20 protein-coding genes and 1 pseudogene are annotated in these 18,428 nt (G+C 68.7%); 16 read left to right on the top strand and 5 right to left on the bottom strand.

Annotated elements, in window-relative coordinates; all coding sequences use genetic code 11:
- The first annotated feature begins 35 nt into the window (after positions 1-35).
- The 9 genes from HT579_07335 (at position 36) to HT579_07295 (ending at position 5,792) form a co-directional block, all read left to right on the top strand.
- Complete coding sequence (locus HT579_07335; GenBank protein QKS28749.1) at positions 36-884, top strand: PAS domain-containing protein; 849 nt, start codon at positions 36-38, stop codon at positions 882-884.
- Positions 881-1,441, top strand: coding sequence for a chemotaxis protein CheD (locus HT579_07330; GenBank protein ID QKS28748.1), 561 nt, complete (start codon positions 881-883; stop codon positions 1,439-1,441). The genes HT579_07335 and HT579_07330 overlap by 4 nt, the downstream gene beginning before the upstream one ends.
- A gap of 8 nt (positions 1,442-1,449) precedes the next feature.
- Entirely contained in the window at positions 1,450-2,265 is an 816-nt protein-coding gene (locus HT579_07325; GenBank protein QKS28747.1) for a protein-glutamate O-methyltransferase CheR, read from the top strand.
- Positions 2,265-3,389, top strand: a complete 1,125-nt coding sequence (locus HT579_07320; GenBank protein QKS28746.1) for a chemotaxis response regulator protein-glutamate methylesterase — start codon at positions 2,265-2,267, stop codon at positions 3,387-3,389. Before HT579_07325 ends, HT579_07320 begins: the two co-directional genes overlap by 1 nt.
- Positions 3,390-3,429: 40 nt before the next feature.
- Entirely contained in the window at positions 3,430-4,263 is an 834-nt protein-coding gene (locus HT579_07315; GenBank protein ID QKS28745.1) for an HDOD domain-containing protein, read from the top strand.
- Between the two features lie 91 nt (positions 4,264-4,354).
- Positions 4,355-4,771 (top strand): BrnT family toxin, encoded by a 417-nt coding sequence (locus HT579_07310; protein ID QKS28744.1) that lies wholly within the window; start codon positions 4,355-4,357, stop codon positions 4,769-4,771.
- Positions 4,708-4,863 carry a hypothetical protein gene (locus HT579_07305; protein ID QKS27482.1) on the top strand — a complete coding sequence of 52 codons (156 nt, stop codon included), beginning with the start codon at positions 4,708-4,710 and terminating at the stop codon, positions 4,861-4,863. Before HT579_07310 ends, HT579_07305 begins: the two co-directional genes overlap by 64 nt.
- Positions 4,864-4,908: 45 nt before the next feature.
- Positions 4,909-5,553, top strand: a complete 645-nt coding sequence (locus tag HT579_07300) for a sigma-70 family RNA polymerase sigma factor (protein QKS28743.1) — start codon at positions 4,909-4,911, stop codon at positions 5,551-5,553.
- The gene (locus HT579_07295) at positions 5,550-5,792 is read left to right on the top strand and encodes a zf-HC2 domain-containing protein (protein QKS28742.1); all 243 of its coding nucleotides are present in this window, start codon (positions 5,550-5,552) and stop codon (positions 5,790-5,792) included. Before HT579_07300 ends, HT579_07295 begins: the two co-directional genes overlap by 4 nt.
- Before the next feature lie 404 nt (positions 5,793-6,196).
- Here HT579_07295 and HT579_07290 read toward each other — a convergent pair whose 3' ends face one another.
- From HT579_07290 to HT579_07280, 3 genes and pseudogenes are all read right to left on the bottom strand, one after another.
- Positions 6,197-8,125, bottom strand: a complete 1,929-nt coding sequence (locus tag HT579_07290) for a PhoX family phosphatase (protein ID QKS28741.1) — start codon at positions 8,123-8,125, stop codon at positions 6,197-6,199.
- A gap of 113 nt (positions 8,126-8,238) precedes the next feature.
- Positions 8,239-9,110, bottom strand: a pseudogene (locus HT579_07285) (HDOD domain-containing protein).
- Positions 9,110-10,474, bottom strand: a complete 1,365-nt coding sequence (locus HT579_07280; protein QKS31549.1) for a bifunctional diguanylate cyclase/phosphodiesterase — start codon at positions 10,472-10,474, stop codon at positions 9,110-9,112. Before HT579_07280 ends, HT579_07285 begins: the two are co-directional and overlap by 1 nt.
- Positions 10,475-10,636: 162 nt before the next feature.
- On the opposite strand from HT579_07280, the gene HT579_07275 reads away from it, so the two are divergent.
- From HT579_07275 to HT579_07250, 6 genes are all read left to right on the top strand, one after another.
- The gene (locus tag HT579_07275; GenBank protein ID QKS28740.1) at positions 10,637-11,650 is read left to right on the top strand and encodes an AraC family transcriptional regulator; all 1,014 of its coding nucleotides are present in this window, start codon (positions 10,637-10,639) and stop codon (positions 11,648-11,650) included.
- 453 nt (positions 11,651-12,103) lie between these two features.
- Positions 12,104-12,883: an ABC transporter ATP-binding protein gene (locus HT579_07270; protein QKS28739.1), complete on the top strand. Its 780-nt coding sequence runs from the start codon at positions 12,104-12,106 to the stop codon at positions 12,881-12,883.
- Positions 12,880-13,761 (top strand): metal ABC transporter permease, encoded by an 882-nt coding sequence (locus tag HT579_07265; GenBank protein ID QKS28738.1) that lies wholly within the window; start codon positions 12,880-12,882, stop codon positions 13,759-13,761. Before HT579_07270 ends, HT579_07265 begins: the two co-directional genes overlap by 4 nt.
- Positions 13,762-13,780: 19 nt before the next feature.
- Positions 13,781-14,716 carry a metal ABC transporter substrate-binding protein gene (locus HT579_07260; GenBank protein ID QKS28737.1) on the top strand — a complete coding sequence of 312 codons (936 nt, stop codon included), beginning with the start codon at positions 13,781-13,783 and terminating at the stop codon, positions 14,714-14,716.
- A 157-nt stretch (positions 14,717-14,873) separates the two neighbouring features.
- Complete coding sequence (locus tag HT579_07255) at positions 14,874-15,602, top strand: AzlC family ABC transporter permease (GenBank protein ID QKS28736.1); 729 nt, start codon at positions 14,874-14,876, stop codon at positions 15,600-15,602.
- Positions 15,599-15,919, top strand: coding sequence for an AzlD domain-containing protein (locus HT579_07250; protein ID QKS28735.1), 321 nt, complete (start codon positions 15,599-15,601; stop codon positions 15,917-15,919). The genes HT579_07255 and HT579_07250 overlap by 4 nt, the downstream gene beginning before the upstream one ends.
- 40 nt (positions 15,920-15,959) lie before the next feature.
- Here the strand turns inward: HT579_07250 and HT579_07245 are convergent, their stop codons facing one another.
- Both HT579_07245 and HT579_07240 read right to left on the bottom strand, forming a co-directional pair.
- Positions 15,960-16,781 (bottom strand): kinase/pyrophosphorylase, encoded by an 822-nt coding sequence (locus HT579_07245; protein QKS28734.1) that lies wholly within the window; start codon positions 16,779-16,781, stop codon positions 15,960-15,962.
- Positions 16,782-16,818: 37 nt separating this feature from the next.
- Positions 16,819-17,571 (bottom strand): SDR family oxidoreductase, encoded by a 753-nt coding sequence (locus HT579_07240; GenBank protein ID QKS28733.1) that lies wholly within the window; start codon positions 17,569-17,571, stop codon positions 16,819-16,821.
- 413 nt (positions 17,572-17,984) lie between these two features.
- Between HT579_07240 and HT579_07235 the strand changes: the two genes are divergently transcribed.
- Positions 17,985-18,359, top strand: a complete 375-nt coding sequence (locus HT579_07235) for a hypothetical protein (GenBank protein QKS28732.1) — start codon at positions 17,985-17,987, stop codon at positions 18,357-18,359.
- Positions 18,360-18,428: the final 69 nt, after the last annotated feature.

Here is an 18,428-nt window from a genome sequence, read left to right as displayed (position 1 = left end):
ACACCATCCTCGAGAACCGGACTGAACAGGCACCGATGAACACAAAGACCACCGTGAGAATCGAACGTCGACTCGCCGCCTGCATCGACCTGGGCTCGCCATGGGCGGCGGTCCTCGCGCAGGCCGGGATCGCCGTGGCCATACTCGACGCGGAGTTCACCTTCCTGCGGGTCAGCCAGGGCTACGCGGACGCCATCGGCAAGCCGCCGGATTTCTTCCCGGGTCGCCACTACTTTGCACTCTTTCCGCACGCCGCCAGCGAGGCGGTGTTTCGCGAGGTCCGCGATTCGGGCGTCGCGCAGGCGCGCGCCGCTCTGCCCGCCCGCCCGCGACCCGGACACGGCGGCGATCTCGATCGCTGGCATTGGTCTCTGACCCCGTTCGGCAGCCACGCGCGGGCTGCCACCACGCACTACCTGATACTGACGATCCGGCATCCCGCGGCACCGCTCGCCGGGGAGGTCGGCGAACCGGTCGGCGAAAGGCGCTTTCGCGGCCTGTTCGAAGCGCTGACTTCCGGCTTCGCACTGCATGAGATCGTCCTCGATGCCACCGGCCAGGCCTGCGACTACCGCTTCCTCGAGGCCAATCCAGCCTTCGAGGCGATCACCGGCCTCGACCGCTCGTGGATCATCGGCCGCTGCGCCAGCGCCGTCATGCCGCAGCTCGACCGCCGCTGGATGGAACGTTATGCGGCGGTCGCCCTCAGCGGCGACGGCGCGCAGTTCGACGACTACCGCAGCGACCTCGACCGCCAGTATCGGCTCACCGCCTACTCTCCGGAATACGGCCAGGTCGCCGTCATCTACGACGACGTGACCGCGCTCAGGCGTCCGCTGCCGGATGTTGGCGGAGCACACCGACCACGGGAGGGCGGCCGGTGAGCAACCCTCGCGATCTCGAGCGACTGGCGCGCAACGTCAATCCCGGCGCCTGGGCGATCGAAGGCGAGCGGCCGCTCGCGACACTGCTCGGCTCGTGCGTCGCCGTCTGCCTCTGGGACCCGACACTGCGGATCGGCGGCCTCAACCATTTCATGCTGCCACGCCACGAGAAATCAGCCAACCGCGACCTCGACGTGCTACTCTGCGGCAACTACTGCATGGAAGCGCTGCTGAACGGCATGATCGGCCGCGGCGCACGGAAGCAGCGCCTGCAGGGCAAGGCCTTTGGCGGTGGCAACGTCATTTCGTCACTCAGCGGCATCAGCATCGGCGAACGCAACGCCGAATTCGCGTGCGAGTGGCTGGCGCGCGAGGGCATCAGCCTGCTGGCCTCGGACCTGATGGGGCCCTGGTCACGCAAGGTCGTCCTCGACCCGCAGACCGGCGACGTCTTCTGCAAGCGCGGCCAGACCAGCCAGAGCATCGTCGAAGCCGAGAGGTCGTACGCCCGCACCCTCGTCGTGGCGCCGAAGAAGACCGACATCGAACTCTTCTGAGCAAACACATGCACCCTTCCCGACCAGCCATCACCGACCGGGAGTTCGCCCTCTTCCAGCGACTGATCCACCGGCTCGCTGGAATCAGCCTGTCCGATGCCAAGCGCGTGCTGCTCGTCGGCCGCCTCGGCCGCCGCCTCGAACATCTCGGCCTCACCAGCTACAGCGAATACTACCGGCTGCTCGCATCGGGCGACGATCCGGACGAGGTGCAGAAGATGGTCGATCTGCTGACGACCAACGAGACCTACTTCTTCCGCGAACCGCAGCACTTCGATTTTCTGCGCGACCTGGTGCGCCGGGAGACGACAACGGGCGGGCCCTTCCGGGTCTGGAGTGGCGCGAGCTCGAGCGGCGAGGAAGCGTACTCGATGGCGATGGTGCTCGCCGAGCACTGCCTGCAGCGACCGTGGGAGGTGTTCGGCTCCGACATCAGCATGAGCGTGCTGGCGAAGGCGCAGGCCGGCGTATACTCTCAGGAGCGGATCTCGGGAATCCCGCCGGTGTGCCTGCGCAAGTACTGCCTCAAGGGGGTCCGCGGACAGGAAGGCAAACTGCTGATCGACAACCAGCTCCGACAACGGGTCCGTTTCGCGCAGGTGAACCTGACCTTGCCGATCACCGGCGTCGGCCACTTCGACGTCATCTTCCTGCGCAACGTCATGATCTACTTCGATGCCGAGACGAAGCGCAAGGTGATCGGCAACATGCTGCCCTGCCTCAAGCCGGGCGGCCACTTCGTCGTCGGCCATGCGGAATCGCTGCACGGTCTCACCGACCGCCTGCGGACCGTCAGGCCGACGATCTATCGCAAGCCAGACTGATGACGGAGCAACGACCGACGGCAAGGGCAAGAACCCGGCTGCTGGTGGTCGACGACTCGGCCGTCGTTCGCCAGGCGGTGGCGCAGGCGGTCGCACGAGCGTGCGACATCGAACTCGTGGCCACGGCTGCCGATCCGCTGTTCGCCATGGAGAAGATGCGCCGGGACTGGCCGGACGTGATCATTCTCGACGTCGAGATGCCGCGCATGGACGGCCTCTCGTTCCTGCGCGCGCTGATGGCCGAACGCCCGACACCGGTGATCATCTGCTCGTCGCTGGCTACCGCTGGCAGCGAGACGCTGGCCCAGGCGCTGGCGGCCGGTGCCTTCAGCGTCATCGGCAAGCCCAGACTCGGGGTGAAAGCCTTTCTCGAGGATGCGTCGAACGACATTCTCACCGCCGTGCGCGCCGCCGCCCGCGCCAATGTAGGCCCGCTGCGCCGCGCAGCCGCCGCGACCGGATCCCTGGCCGGCGCGGCGCCGCCGCTCGCGGCGGCACAATCGCTCCACCGTGCCGACGTCATCCTGACCGCCGGCACGACGCCGGTGCTGCAGACGACCGACAAGGTCATCGCCATCGGCACGTCGACCGGCGGCACACAGGCGCTCGAGGCAATCCTGACCAGCCTGCCGAAGACCGTGCCGGGAATCGTCGTCGTCCAGCACATGCCCGAGCGCTTCACGGCGATGTTCGCCGAACGGCTCGATTCGCTGGCGGCGATCGAGGTCCGCGAAGCACGCTCGCACGACCGCGTGCTGCCGGGCAGAGCGCTGATCGCGCCGGGCGGCAGGCACATGCTGCTCAAGCGCAGCGGCGCCCAGTACCACGTCGAGGTCGTCGATGGGCCGCCGGTCAATCGTCACCGGCCGTCGGTCGATGTCCTCTTCCGCTCGGTCGCCCGCTTCGCCGGTCGCAATGCCGTAGGCGTGATCATGACCGGCATGGGCGACGACGGCGCGCGCGGCCTGAAGGAGATGCGCGATGCCGGCGCGGCGACGATCGCCCAGGACGAGGCTTCGTGCGTCGTCTTCGGCATGCCCAGGGAGGCGATCAGGCTGGGCGCCGTCGAGCAGGTGCTGCCACTGTCGCAGATCGCGACGGCGCTGGTCGCTGCCGACCGCTGATCGTCGGCGCCCCAGCCAGACAGGATCCGGGAGAAGGACTGTGGAACGTTACGAAATCCTGAAGAAGATCGCGGTGGAAATCGAGCGCGGCGAGGTCAGCTTCCCGACCAGCGCGGTCGTCGCGCTGCGGCTCAAGCGCGCGCTCGACGATCCCGGCTGTCCGCTCGACCACGCGGCGCGGCTGGTGCAGGCCGAACCGCTGCTGGCAGCCAAGGTCGTCGCCGTCGCCAACTCGACCGTCTGCAACCGCTCCGGCCGGCCGATCACCGACGTCCGCACGGCGGTCCTGCGGCTTGGCTTTCGCTATCTGCGCGCGCTGGCCAGCGCCGTCGTCAGCCGGCAACTGGCGGCGCCGGCAACGGCGAGAGATCGCGAGCTGGCCGACCGCCTGTGGCAACACACCGCCCACGTCGCCGCACTGGCGCAGGTCCTCGCCCGCCGCGTCACCCGCCTCGACCCTGAGACGGCGCTGTTTGCCGGCATCGTGCACGAAGTCGGCGCCTTCTACCTGATCTCGCGCACGCGCGACCATCCGGGCCTGCTCGACGAGGACTTTCCGGCCTGGAGCGAAAGCGGCGAGGCCGAGGTCGGACGGGCGGTGCTCAAGGCGCTGGCGGTGCCGCAGCCGATCATCGATGCCATCGAGGTCTGCTGGCAGGGCTTTCTCGCCATGCCGCCGACGACGCTGGGTGATACGCTGCTGCTCGCCGACGAGCTGGCACCGGTCGAAAGCCCGCTGCGCGACCTCGACGGCTGTCCACGCGAAGGGATGGCGGCATCGATCGACCTGCTCGTCGGCGAGGAGACGCTGCGCGACATCCTGCGCGAATCGGCAGCGGATGTCGCCTCGCTGACGGCGGCGCTGCAGTCGTGAGGCAGCCGCCGCGCCGCCGGTACCACCCCTGGCGGTCGACCGACAGTTGACTGCGGATCCGCCTTGCCGCGGTTGACATACAGATGGACGTGTGTATCTTCGGCGCATGCGTCATGCTTGGGATGAAGCCAGGCGACACGCGCACCTGAAGAAGCACGGACGGAATTTGGCCACCACGGCAAGGGTGTTCGCTGGCCCGCTGCTGCCGATCGACGATGATCGGGAGGACCATGGCGAGCAGCGCGTGGTCGGCATTGGCCTTCCGGATTTGCTGATGGTGCAGATCGTGCCTGTTGAACCCGTCGCGGCAAGCCGCGACACTCCACTGCGCAAGGCAGACAGCGATGAAACGGACCTCCCCTACCGATACGCCGGATGCTTCTGGCAACGTGCCGAGTCGCCGGCCGCGGTTCGAGAGCCTGTTGGCCGCGGCGCATCGACATCATGCTCGACGCGCCGATCGTCGAGCATGTCAAGGCGCTGGCCGGCGGACATCGCCACCAGATGATGATCAACGACAGCCTGGGCCGGGTGATCGAAAGCGGCCACCGCGAAGCCGATCGGCGACAGCTCATTCGCCAAGAGCTGGCGCGTCGCTGAGTCGCTGTTCCACCGCCCGCACCAGTTGAGAAGCCAGCCAGGAAAATGGGACCCAGCAGCCAAATCGACCCGACCGGGTCAGCCACCGCCGGCCGTGAGCTGCCGCCACAGGCCGCCGACATCGCCGCCGAACTGGCCGGTTTCCGACGCGAGATGCTGCGCTTCGCGACGCTGCATCTGCGCGACCAGGCGAGTGCCGAGGATGCGGTGCAGGAAGCCATGCTGGCTGCCCTGCAGGGAGCGGACCGCTTCGGCGAGCGTGCGCGGCTGAAGACCTGGATCTTCGCCATCCTCAGGAACAAGATCGTGGACATCATCCGCCGACGGGTGCGCGAACCCGCCTATGAAGACCCGCTGAATGAGATCGACGAGGCCGACTTCGACCCGCTGTTCCAGGGCAACGGCCACTGGCAGCGCGATACGCGGCCGTCGGACTGGGGAGATCCCGAGCGCAGCTTCGAGAACCGCAGCTTCTGGGCCGTCTTCGACGCCTGCATGAACCGGCTGCCGCCGGGGACGGCGCGCGTCTTCATGATGCGCGAGGTGCTCGGGCTCGACACCGACGAGATCTGCGCCGAGCTGTCGATGAGCAGCAACAACTGCTGGGTCGTGCTGCACCGGGCGCGCATGGGACTGCGCCTGTGCCTCGACCAGCGCTGGTTTGCCGGCAGTGGAGGGCAGGCGGCATGATGAACTGCAAGCAGGCAACCCGGCTGATGTCGGACGAGATGGACCGCGACCTCAGCGCCGGCGACCGCCTGGCGCTGCGGCTGCACACGCTGCTCTGTTCCGGCTGCGCCCGCTATCGCGAGCAGATGAGCTTCCTGCGCCAGGCGTGCCGGCAGCAAGTCACGGCCGACAAAGCGGTGGCGCCCGATGCAGCAGCAGCGCCCACCTCCCCGCCACCGTCCGCTCCACCGCCTGCCTGATCCGGCCTGAGCCTGCCTGGGCCCGGCCGCCCGTAGCCGCGGCGCCACAGAAGCCTGCGGCCGAACGCAGCAATTCCCGCATCCCGCCACCGGTCTTCGGAATCTGTACGCGCCGCACCGGCTCACGCCGGTAACTGCCGTTCGGCAATGCTTCCCGAATGCCCGGCCAGTGCGTTCTCAGGTAGGCCGCCGTCTCGGCAATCGTCCGTCCATCCACCCCATCGCTGCGATCAACTTACGGCGGGACTGTCACCCCTCAGGAAGATGTGTTCGCGACGAGCCTGGTGCCAGGCGAGTGCAGGGGCCGTCGACAGCGCACACCGAGCGCCGTCCGATCCGCTGCCTGCCTCAGCCTGGCTGGGGCTCCTTCGCCCCTGCCGCCCGCCGCCGCACCGAACAAGCCTTCAGCCGCCGACGACGCCGCCGTCCTGGCGCCGGATGACGACCGTCGCCGAGCGCGGCCGGCCGCCGGTGACCTCGCTGAACTGGTTTGCCGGCCACGCTGAACCGACCAGCGGCCCGCCGGGTTGCGAGCGACCAGCGGCGACCTCGCCCGGATGCTGGATGTTGACGAACAGGTTGCGGCCATCGGGGGTGGCGCAGAGACCGGTGATCTCGCAGCCCTTCGGGCCAGTGAGGAAGCGCCGAATCTCGCCGCTGACGACATCGGCGACGAGCATCTGATTGTTGCCCAGGCGTGCGCGGGCACCGCGCTCGAGCAGGCTGCCGGGGACATCGGTCTGGATCCACAACCGCCCTCGCCGGTCGAACAGAAGACCGTCGGGACAGGCGAAATCGTCGCCACGGATGTTGCCGCGACGCGCCGGATCGGCATCCTGCGCGTCGCCGGCGAGGACGAAGATGTCCCAGTCGAAGCTCGTCGCGGCAGCATCGCCGCCCTGCTCGCGCCAGCGGATGATGTGGCCGAACACGTTCGCCGGCCGCGGGTTGGCCGCATCCGCCGTCAGCCGTCGGCTGTTGCCGGTGAGCGTGCAATAGACCTCGCCGGTCTGCGGATGGACGGCGATCCACTCCGGGCGATCCATCTTCGTCGCGCCAACGAGATCGGCAGCCGCGCGCGTCCGGATCAGGATGTCGGCCTGATCGGCAAAGCCCGCGCCGGCGTCGAGACCGTTCTGCCCGTGCGACAGCGCCAGCCAGCGCCCGCGGCCATCGCCATCGAAGCGGGCCACGTGCAGGGTCCCGACGCTGAGCAACCGATCCCGGCCCGCCGGCCGGCCGGCGTCGTAGGGGTCACGCGAGACGTACTTGTAGAGGTACTCGAACTGCTCGTCGTCGCCCATGTACACGACGACGCGCCCGTCGCCGGAGAGGGTCACCGTCGCCCCCTCATGCTTGCAGCGACCGAGCGCGGTGTGCTTGACCGGCACGCTGGCTGGATTCCAGGGGTCGATCTCGACCACCCAGCCAAAGCGGTTGGGCTCGTTCGGCTCGCTTGCCACGTCGAAGCGGCTGTCGTGCTCGTGCCAGCGGTAACCGGCCGCCCGCTGGCGAATGCCGTAGCGCTTCTGCGCCGGCGTCGGCTGCGGCAGCCCGTTGAAGTAGGCGTCGAAGTTCTCCTCGCAGGTGAGGTAGGTGCCCCACGGCGTGGCGCCCATGGCGCAGTTGGCGAGCGTGCCGAAGACGACGTTGCCGCGCCGGTCGTCACGCGTGCACATCGCCGCCGCGCCAGCCGCCGGACCGTCGATGCGCATCGGCGTGCGAGCGGTGATGCGGCGGGCGTAGGGCGACGGCCGCACGACCCGCCAGCGCGGACCATCCGCCTGCGCCGCCAGTTCGATCTCGATGACCGACACGCCATGGGCATTCTGCGACTTCAGCGTCCTGGCGTGGCCCCGGTCGGCGGCGCCTTCCGGGTGCAGCAACCCCTCGTCGGTGTACTCGTGATTGACGCAGAGCAGGCCGCGCGTCGACGACGGGCTGCCGTCGACGGGCATGGGAAAGAAGTGCATCCCGTCGTGGTGCATGCCGGCCTGCTCGGCCTGTTCGGCAGCGCTGTTGCCCGCATCGGCACGAAACGCCGGCCCGGCCGAAACCGGATCGCCCCAGGCATACAGCAGTTGCAGCGTGCAGCCATCGGCAACGTGCAGCAGGTCGTCGGTCGACGCCGGCAGCGGCTTGAAGCCGAGTTCCGGGCGCTCCCCCGCTGCCGTCAGCGCCGCCCCCCACGAAGAGGCAAGGAAGGGCAGCGCGGCACTGCCCAGACCGATCTGCAACAGCCGGCGCCGCTTGATCGCCAGGCCGGACGCATGTCCGCAAGGCCCGGTGCACCCGCTGTCACTGTTCCGGTTGCCCGGTCGATCGTCGTTCATGTGGCCCTGCTTGCTCGCTGGCGAGGGAGGCATGATTATCGCGCACCGCAGTGGCGCCTGACCAGTCGGAGCCAGCCGGGATCCCGGTCGCGCACGCGGATTGCCGCCGCCGCTCAGTCGGCCGCGTCGATGATCGCCGTCGCCGCGGCGTGCATCCGGCGCAGGTGGTCTTCATCGATGCCGAGCAGCGGCAGGCACGCGCCGCCGAGTTTTGCCCACTCCTGCGTCCGACTCGCGCCACGCAGTTCCTGCAGGAGGTGTTCGGCAGTCTGGCTGACGGCTATCAGGCGCCGGCTGAGCGCCGGCAGTTCCGACTCGCCAGGAACGAGCGCCGCGCGGTCGTGGTGATGCCGGATCGCCTGGCAGATGTCATCGGGGAGCCACCAGTCGACCGCCATCAGAGCACCGATGACCGCGTGATCGGTCGGCTGGTCTGCCCGTTCGACAACGGTGAAGGAACGCTCGGCGTCGCCGTTGGCACGCGCCAGCGTCTGCCCGTAAGTGGGCAGCCGGCGCAGGAGAATGACGATTCCGCAATCGCGGAACAGGCCGAAGGTATAGGCCTCGGCAGCATTCAGGCCAGGCAGCTTCACTTCCTGCGCCAGCCAGCCGGAAAGCGCGGCGATGCGCGCCGACGCGTCCCAGAAGCGGACGTAGTGGCCGCTGTTGGGAAAGGCGCGGCGCAGGCTGACGCGGCAACCGCGCGGCTCGTCACCTCGAGACCAAGCAGCATCAGCGCTTCGGCGACCGAACGCACACGCGCGCGCAGACCGAATGATGGCGAACTGGCGGTCTTGATGAGGCCGGCCGCGAGCCCGACGTCGGCGCTGATCAGTTGCCCGACGCGACGCAGGCACGGGTTCTCCTGCAGCATCTCGCTGCCGATGCGGTCGATGATCAGCGGTCGCGGCGGAATGTCGATCGCCCGGAGATTGGCCTCGAGTGCCGTCTCCACCGCCACCCGGCCCGCCGAACCGGCGTCCATCAAGGGGTTCCTGCGGTCTTCATCCACCGTAACAACGCCTCCTCGGACATCGGCTTCGCGTGCAGGAACCCCTGCGTCGCGTCCACCCGTGCCGCCTCGCAGGCGGTGAGTTGCGCCGCCGTCTCGACCCCCTCGGCGACGACTACCATTCCCAGTTCACCGGCCAGACGAGTGATCGCGCTCAGGATGGCGAAGGCGCGGCGGTCGCCCGGCAGTTCCCTGATGAAGGCACGATCGAACTTCAGCTTGGTCGCCGGCAGATCCTTCAGGTTCGCGAGACTCGAATAGCCGGTACCGAAGTCATCGATCGCCAGGCCGACGCCCCCTTCGCGCGCGCCGCGCAGGTTCGCCTGCACGACCGGAGAAATGTCCATGAAGAGTGACTCGGTCAGTTCGAGTTCGATCGCGTCGGCCGGCAGCCGGCTGCAGATCAGTGCCGCATGCAGGACGCTGAGAAAGTTCGGCGAGCAAAGCTGCAGCCGCGAGACATTGATCGCCACCTTGGTCTGGCTGCCCTGCTCGCGCAGACGAGCGGCGCAGCGCGCACCCTGCAGCAGGCTCCATTCGCCGAGCCGCACGATCAGCCCGGTCCTTTCGGCCACCGCTACGACCTGCAGCGGGGAAAGCTGGCGGCCGCCGACGGCGCAGCGCATCAGCGCCTCGACCGCCTCGACGCCGCCGCCGGGACGAACGATGGGCTGATAGTGCAGTTCGAGATCGCCGGTCGCGAGCGCAGCGTGCAACACGCTCTCGATCTCCAGATCCTGCCGCGCCGCCCACGATCCGGACATCGTGCGCGGTGGCTCGGCGGCGAGGACGACGAAGCGATTGCCGCCCTGCCGCTTGGCTTCGCTCATCGCACGGTCGGCCCGCTCGAGCAGGCGCAACGGATCGTCGGCCGCCTGCCGCCAGGTGATGCCGATACTCACCGAAGGACGGAAGAGGAAGCCGCCAAGGGAGATCGGCTGATCGATGACGGCCAGCAACCGGCCGGCAATCCGCTCGGCGTCCGGCGTCTCGACCGCGGGAAGCAACACGGCGAATTCGTCGCTTCCCATCCGCAGCAGGGTGGCTCCATCGCCAACCACCGACCGCACGCGGCCGGCAATGCAGGCGATGACGGCGTCCGCCTCGGCGTAACCAAAGGACTCATTGACCTGGCGAAAACGGTCGAGGTCGAGCCAGAGGGCAGACAACGCTGCGTTCGCCAGTTCCGTCGTGGCAAACAGGCGCGCCACGACGCGCGACGCGGCGCTGCGCAACTGGAATCCGGTCGTCTCGTCGCAAGCCGCAGGCCGTGCTCCGCTGACTGCCCCTGCACGCGCCCGCTTGCTGCCGCTTCTCGTTCCCCGCCGTTTGATGATCCCGCTCCTTGCCGGCTGCAGGCGAGCGACCGTCGCTGCGTTCGCTCCATCTGCCGGTCTGGGCAAGCGTACTCGACGGCTGCCGCCGCCGCTTGACTCGGGGCGCCAATCGCATGACCATGGCGGCCGTCGTTGACAGCCATTGCACGGGACCAGAGGAGCATGGACGAATCGGGGAGCACGCTGGCAACTGTCTGGTTGATCCTGCTGCGTCTGGTCGAGGTGCACGGGATCGATCCGGAACAGTTTCGCAAGACTCTCGGCGTCGCCCCGGAAACGCTGCGCGACGTGCAGGCGCGCCTGCCGGGTCGCCTGGCTGACATCGCCCTGTCGCTCGCCGCCGCAGAGATCGGCGACGAGGCCTTCGCCCTGCGCGCCGCCGAATGCTGGCATCCGTCCAATCTCGGGACGATGGGTTACGCCTGGCTGTCGAGTCGGACGCTGCATACCGGACTGAAACGGATGGAGCGTTTCTCGCGCATTCTTGGCAGCCGCATCAGGTGCCGCTGTTCCCAGGAATGCGACGGCGTACGCCTCGGCTTCGACCACGGGCGCGGCGACGCCGCTGTCGGACCACTGCTGACCGACTTCTCGTTGTCGATCCTGATCGCCATGTGCCGGGTCAATGCCGGCCACTCGCTGAGCCCGGTGAGCGTCCAGCTGCGCCGACCCGAACCTGCCAACCCGGAACCCTGGCACGCCTTCTTTGGTTGCCCGATCGCCTTCGGCGAGCCTGCCGACGCCTTTCTGCTCGCCAGCGAGGTGGCCAACGCGCCCCTGCCCTCAGCCAACATCCCGCTCGCCAACACCTTCGACACGTTCCTCAGCGAACAATTGGCGGGTCTGTTCGCCGACGACATCGTCAGCCGCTGCAAGACGACCATCCTGCAGCACCTGACCTCGGGCATGCCGTCGGCGCCAGCAGTGGCGCACTCACTCGGCCTCAGCCAGCGCAGCCTGCAACGCAGGCTGGCCGCGCTCGGCCTGACCTTCCAGAGCGTCGTCGACGAAACCCGCCACGAACTGGCTCGACGCTATCTCGACGATCCTGGCAAGTCGATCACCGAGATCACCTTCCTCCTAGGTTTTTCCGACCAGAGCGCCTTCACCCGTGCCTTCCGGCGCTGGAGTGGCATGGCGCCGTCGAGCTACCGCGGCATTGCGGTGACGGCATGACCCTGACAGTCGACTGAATCGGGTCGGCGAGCAACGCGGCCGAGCAGTCGAGGCAAGAATGAGAGGTGCCCGATTGGGAGGTGCCTGCAGAGCGCGCGCTTCGCTGGCGCGCTGGCCGACCAGCGGGCGCCGACGATGCCACTCCTGGCGGCCGAACAGGTGCGCATCAGGACGACACGGCGCCACGCCGGCAACGCCGCCGGAATGATCCATTTTTTTGCAACAGTGTTGCATTTGGCGCCCGAAAGAGGCAAGATTCGGCCTCCGCCACAAAGCCCGGACCACAGAGCCCTCTTCGCCTCGCATGTCGCCGACCACCCGACCTTCAGCTCCGCCGCGCCCGCCGCGGCTTCCGGCCAGCAGCCCGGTGCTGTGCGCCGGCGCCGTCGTCCGCCTGGCGGCGGCGGCCGCTGCGCTGCTCCTCCTCTGGAGCGTCATCCTCTGGGCACTGGCGTGAACTTCGCCGCCGACCCGCGCGCCGCAGCGCTGCTGCGCTTCGACAACCTGACCCTGGGCTACAACCGGCATCCGGCAGTGCACCACCTGCAGGGCGAGATCGCCAACGGCAGCCTGCTCGCCATCGTCGGACCCAACGGCGCCGGCAAGTCGACGCTGCTGAAGGCGATTGCCGGCGAATTGCGACCGCTGCAGGGCAGGATCGAGCGGGGCGGCCTCGATCGCCGCCAGATCGCCTACCTGACGCAACAGGCCACCCTCGACCAGAGTTTCCCGATCGTCGTTCATGACTTCGTCGCCATGGGGCTGTGGCGCGAGATCGGCGCATTTCTCGGCCTCGGCCGCGAGCGCCGGCATCGGGTGCACGAAGCGATCGAACGCGTCGGTCTGCTCGGACTGGAGAAGCGCCCGATCGGCGCCCTGTCCGGCGGACAGTTGCAGCGCGCGCTGTTCGCCCGCCTCATGCTGCAGGACGCACCGCTGGTGCTGCTCGACGAACCATACGGCGCCATCGATGCCGCCAGCGTCCGCGACCTGGCGACGCTGGTTCGCCAATGGCACGACGAGGGGCGGACGGTGATCGCCGTCCTGCACGATCTCGCGCACGTTCGCCAGGAGTACCCGGAAGCGCTTCTGCTGGCACGCGAACTGGTGGCGCGCGGCGAGACGGCGAGCGTCCTGACCACGGCCAACCTGCAGCGTGCCCGGCGACTCGCCGAAGGACACGGCGACGGCACCGGGGCAGCCATCTGCCAGGTCGACCGGGACGCGCCATGAGCGACTTCCTGTCGAGCCTGCCGCTGTTCTCGCCCTTCGTCGAGTTCGCCTTCATGCGCCGGGCGCTCGCCGGCTGCCTCGCGCTGTCGCTCGGCGCGACGCCGATCGGCGTCTTCCTGATGCTGCGCCGCATGAGCCTGGCCGGCGACGCGATGTCGCACGCCATCCTGCCGGGTGCCGCCATCGGTTATCTGGTCGCCGGCCTGTCGCTGCCGGCAATGACTCTCGGCGGCCTCGTCGCCGGCCTCGCCGTCGCCCTGCTCGCCGGCGGCATCGCCCGCAACACGGTGATCAAGGAGGACACGAGCCTCGCCACCTTCTACCTGCTTTCTCTCTCGGCCGGCGTGCTGATCATCTCCCTGCGCGGCAGCAGCGTCGATCTGCTGCACGTTCTCTTCGGCAGCGTGCTGGCGCTGGACGATCCGGCGCTGCTGTTGCTCGGCGCCTTCGCCTCGCTGTCGATCGTCGCCCTGGCCGTCGGGCTGCGCCTGTTCGTCCTCGAGGCCTGCGACCCGTCCTTCCTGGCGCGCATCAGCCGCCTCTCGCCGCTGGCCCACTACGGCTTCATGGTCCTGCTGGTGCTCAACCTGATCGCCGGCTTTCACGCCCTCGGCACTCTGATGGCGGTCGGCATCATGATCCTGCCGGCGGCCGCCGCGCGCCTCTGGGCATGCAACGTCGGGCCGCTGCTGCTGATTGCCAGCAGCATCGCCTTTGCCGGATCGCTCGCCGGACTGCTGCTGTCGTACCACGCCGACCTGCCGGCCGGGCCGGCGATCGTCCTCACCCTTGGCACGGCCTACCTGCTGTCGCTGGCCCTCGGCCCGCTCGGGCCGCTGGCCAGCCGCTGGCGATCGGGCTGGCATTTCGAACGTTGAACATACACGGAGAAACGGGATGAACTCGAAGCTCTTCGCTGCCCTCGGATGGCTGCTGCGTGTCCTGCTGCTGTCGGGCATCGGCGGCAGCCTGCACGGCAGCGGCAACGCGGCCGAGAGGTTGCCGGTCGTCGCCAGCTTCAGCATCCTCGGCGACCTGACGCAGAAGATCGGTGGCAATCTCGTCGAGGTGCACACGCTGGTCGGTGCAGGCGCCGATGCGCACGTCTATCAGCCAACGCCGAGCGACGCGCGAACGCTGGCGCGCGCCCACCTGGTGATCGTCAACGGTCTCGGATTCGAGGGCTGGATCGACCGTCTGGTCAAGTCGTCCGGCTATCGCGGCCAGCTCGCCGTTGCCAGCAAGGGCATCAGGCCGATCCGCGGAGTCCACGAGGAAGGCGGCAAGGGCCACCGGCACGGCGACGATGTCGACCCGCATGCCTGGCAGGATGTCGCCAATGGCGGCCGCTACGTGGCGAACATCGCGCAGGCACTGGCCGCTGCCGACCCTGCCAACCGCGCCACCTACGCCGCCAACGCCGTCCGCCTGCAGGAGGAACTGGCGGCGCTCGACCGTGAGGCCCGCAGCGCCTTCGCCGCCATGCCGGCCGCGCAGCGCAAGGTGGTCACTTCGCATGACGCCTTTGCCTACTTCGGCAGCGCCTACGGCATCCGCTTCATCGCTCCTGTCGGTGTCAGCACCGATGCCGAAGCATCGGCCGGCGAGGTCGCCGCCATCATCAGGCAGATTCGCCGCGAGAAGATCCGGGCCATCTTCGTCGAGAACATCACCGACCCGCGCCTACTCGAGCGGATCAGCCGGGAATCGGGGGCGCGCATCGGCGGGACGCTGTACTCCGACTCGCTGTCACCACCCGGGACTGCGGGCGACAGCTACCTCGGCATGATGCGCCACAATATCCGCACGCTTGCCGCCGCGCTCGGCGGCTGAGCCTGCCGGCAGCGGACCGGTGCCGGCGACCGCACAGGCCGTCCCGACCCGCGCCGGTGCGGGCGCCGCCGGCGGGCGGCGAAGGCAGCGGCGGAGCGGCATGCATTCGGTAGTAAGATCCGGGTCCCCGACGACAGCCTGGATCGCCAAGCGGCCAATGAACGAGCAATCATCCCTGCGCCGGCAGGAGTTCATCGCCGGCGTGCGCGACACGCTGCCACTGCTGCTCGGCGCCCTGCCCTTCGGGCTGATCTACGGCGCCATCGCCGCGACTTCCGGACTGTCGTTCGCCGCCGCCCTGGCGATGTCGGCCTTCGTCTTCGCCGGTTCGTCGCAGTTCATCGCCGTCGGACTCGTCGCCGCGCAGACGCCGGTGGCGATCATCGTCCTGACGACACTGATCGTGAACCTGCGCCACATGCTGTACAGCGCCACCCTGCTCCCCCATCTGCGCAGCCTGCCGCAGCGCTGGCGGATTCCGCTGGCCTTCTGGTTGACCGACGAGACCTTCGCCGTCACCGTGCACCGCTTCCAGCGCGCCGACGCGTCGACCTGCAAACACTGGTACCAGCTGGGATCGTCGATCGCGATGTACCTCAACTGGCAATTGTGCTGCTTTGCCGGGCTGCTGCTCGGCAACCGCATTCCCGATGCCCGGAGCTGGGGGCTCGACGTGGCGATGCCGGTGACCTTCATCGGCATGATCATTCCCTTCGTGCGGACGCTGCCGGTGGCGATCAGTGTCCTCACCGCCGGCGCCGCCTCGCTGCTGACTCTGGCCATGCCCTACAAGCTCGGGATCCTCGTCTCCGCCTTCGCGGGCATCGCCTCCGGCCTGCTGGCGCAGCGGCTGCGGCGGGCACAAGCGGCGGTCGCCGGGCGATGAGCGCAGACGAGCTGTGGCTGATCGCCGGCATGTTCGCGGTGACCTTCGGCATCCGCTACCTGCTCTTCGGCCTCGCCGACCGGATCAGCCTCTCGGCCTGGCTGGCCGACTCGCTGCGCTTCATCCCGCCGGCGGTGCTCACCGCCATCACCGTGCCCGCCGTCCTGCTGCCCGACGGTCAATGGCAGCTCTCCGCCGCCAACCCCTACCTGATCGCCGCCCTTTGCAGCCTCGCCGCCGGCATCGTCACGCGCAACCTGCTGGCGACCATCGCCATCGGCCTGGCGGCCTTCTTCCTGCATCGCCTGTGGTTCTAGGCGGGCAGCCGATGACCCGGCGGCGCGGCCGCCGCGCGCGCTAGTTCGCCTCGCCGGCCCGCTTGCGCAGCATGTCGATGATCATCGACGCCGTCTGCTCGATCGAGCGGTGGCTGGCATCGATGATCGGCCAGCCGCGGCGGATGAACAGGCGACGAGCTTCCAGCACCTCCTTGCGCAGGGCATCGAGGTCGGCGTAGTCGCCGTTCGATTGGTCCTTCAGCGCGCTCAGGCGGGCGGCACGGATCATCGCCAGGCGTGCCGGATCGACGGTCAGGCCGACGATCAGCGGCCCGTTCGCGCGCAGCAGCCCGGCCGGCAGCGGCGCGCCCGGCACCAGCGGCACGTTCGCCGCCTTGATGCCGCGCGACGCGAGATACATGCAGGTCGGCGTCTTCGTCGCGCGCGAAACGCCGACGATGATCACGTCGGCACCGTCGAGGTCGTCGCTGTCCACGCCGTCGTCGTGCGCGAGGGTGTATTTCATCGCCTCGACGCGGCGGAAGTAATCCTCGTCGAAGACATCGCCGGAGCTGTGATGCGACAGGACGGCCGCCCCCGTGTATTCGGCGAGCTGGCCGATCAGCGGCTCGAGCGCGAACTGGAAGGGGAGCCCGAGATGCCGACAGCCCTCCTCGAGGGCTTCGCGGACATCGCTGTGGCTGATGCTGTGCAGGACGTAACCGGGGCTGGCGGCGAGCACGCCGAGGATTTCCGGCACCTGGTCGAGGCGGCGGACCATCTTCCACAACCGGCGCCTGACCTCGACCCCGGCAAGCTGGGTGACGGCGTTGCGCGCCAGCATCTCGACCAGTTCACCCGAGGCATGCGAGACGAGATGCAGCACCACAGTCCTGCTCACCGGAGTTTCCTCGCCCTGACGGCCCGAAGGCACCCGCTCAGCGATGGTAGCCACCGTCGAGGCGCAGGACGCTGCCGTTGATCATGACGTTCTTGATGACGTGCAGGACGAGCATGGCAAACTCCGCCGGATCGCCGAAGCGGTGCGGAAACGGAATCTGCCGCGCCAGCCGCGAGTCGAGGTTCTTCTCCATGTCGAACAGCGTCTGCGTCCCGAACAGCCCCGGCGCGATGCCAACGACGCGGATTCCCAACGGGCCGAGTTCGCGCGCTGCCGGCAGGATCATGCTGACGACGCCGCCCTTCGATGCCGAATACGCGGCTTCGCCGCTCTGTCCCTCGTAGGCCGAGACCGATGCCGTCGACAGGATGACGCCACGTTCGCCGTTGCTCTGCTGTGGCAGGGCCGCCATGTCGGCAGCGGCCAGGCGAATCATGTTGAAGGTCGAGATCAGGTTGACCTCGACGAGCTGGCGGAAAGCCTCGAGCGGCACCGGCCCGCCAGCCCCGAGAATGGGTTCGTTGTGGCCGCGACCGACACAATGCACCAGCACGCGTGCCGCACCGTGTGCCGCGCGCGCCTTGGCGATCGCCACCTCGGCCGACTGCGAGTCGGCAACGTCGCAGTGGATCGCCAGCGCGCCAATGTCCTTCGCGACCCGGTGCACGCCGTCGGCGTCAATGTCGATCAGCGTCACCCGCGCCCCCGCCTCGCTCAGATAGCGCGCAGTTTCGGCGCCCAGACCCGATGCCGCCCCGGTGACGACCGCGGGGCACGCCCACAAATCCATGCCAGGCCTCCTGCCATTGCCGACCGCAGCGGTCGACGTCAGCCGCATTATATCGGGCAGCCGCGGCGCATCGTCTGCCCGTCGTGGCGGACGATGCGCCGCGGCATGCCAGCGCCCCTGCGCGTGCTGACGCAATGACGCACGGCACGCCACCCGGCAGTTGCCAACCGGCGCCCCCGCCCACAATGGCGGACCGTCATCAAGTCGTCAACAAGCAGTCACACAATGCGCGCGTCGGTTTCGGGCACCCTGTCCGCGCCTGTGCACGAGGCTCGCTGCAGCGGCAGCCGGGCACGGCAGCCGTACGACCCTGCCCCGGCAAGATCGCCAGTGCAGCCGCGCCCACCTGCAGCCCGCTCGCCCTCGGCGCCGGCCGGCAGACCTGATCCATCACATCCTGCAAGGAGTCTCCCATGTCTTCATCCAGTCAGCCGGTCAGCGCCGACGTCATCGCCGCAGCCGCCCAGGAACTCAAACGCCGACGCCTGTCCGCAGCTGCCGCGACCACGCCAGCGCCCGGCAAGGGCAAGGACGGCAAGGCGGGCAAGGTCAGCAAAGGCCGCAAGGGCAAGTCGGCAACCCGCAACTGCAAACTGCAGCTGCCGCAGCGGGAATACCGGCAGTTGCGACTGCTGAAGCAGCAACTGGCCGCCGCGAACATCCGTGCCGGCAGGCAGGAACTCGTGCGCGCCGGTTTGCTGCTGCTCGTCCGTCTCGATCGCGCCGACCTCGTGCTGGCCGTGCGCGACATGGTGGCCACCGCAACGTCACCCGAGCCAACGGCCTGAAACCGGGCGGCAGCAGTTGGCGCGCCTCCCGGCCCGACGGTCACGCGACCGCTGGCGGATGCTTCGCGA

This window comes from Candidatus Accumulibacter similis (genome assembly GCA_013347225.1).
GTDB classification, from domain to species: Bacteria; Pseudomonadota; Gammaproteobacteria; order Burkholderiales; family Rhodocyclaceae; genus Accumulibacter; species Accumulibacter similis.
This window is presented reverse-complemented; position numbering and strand designations above follow the sequence as displayed.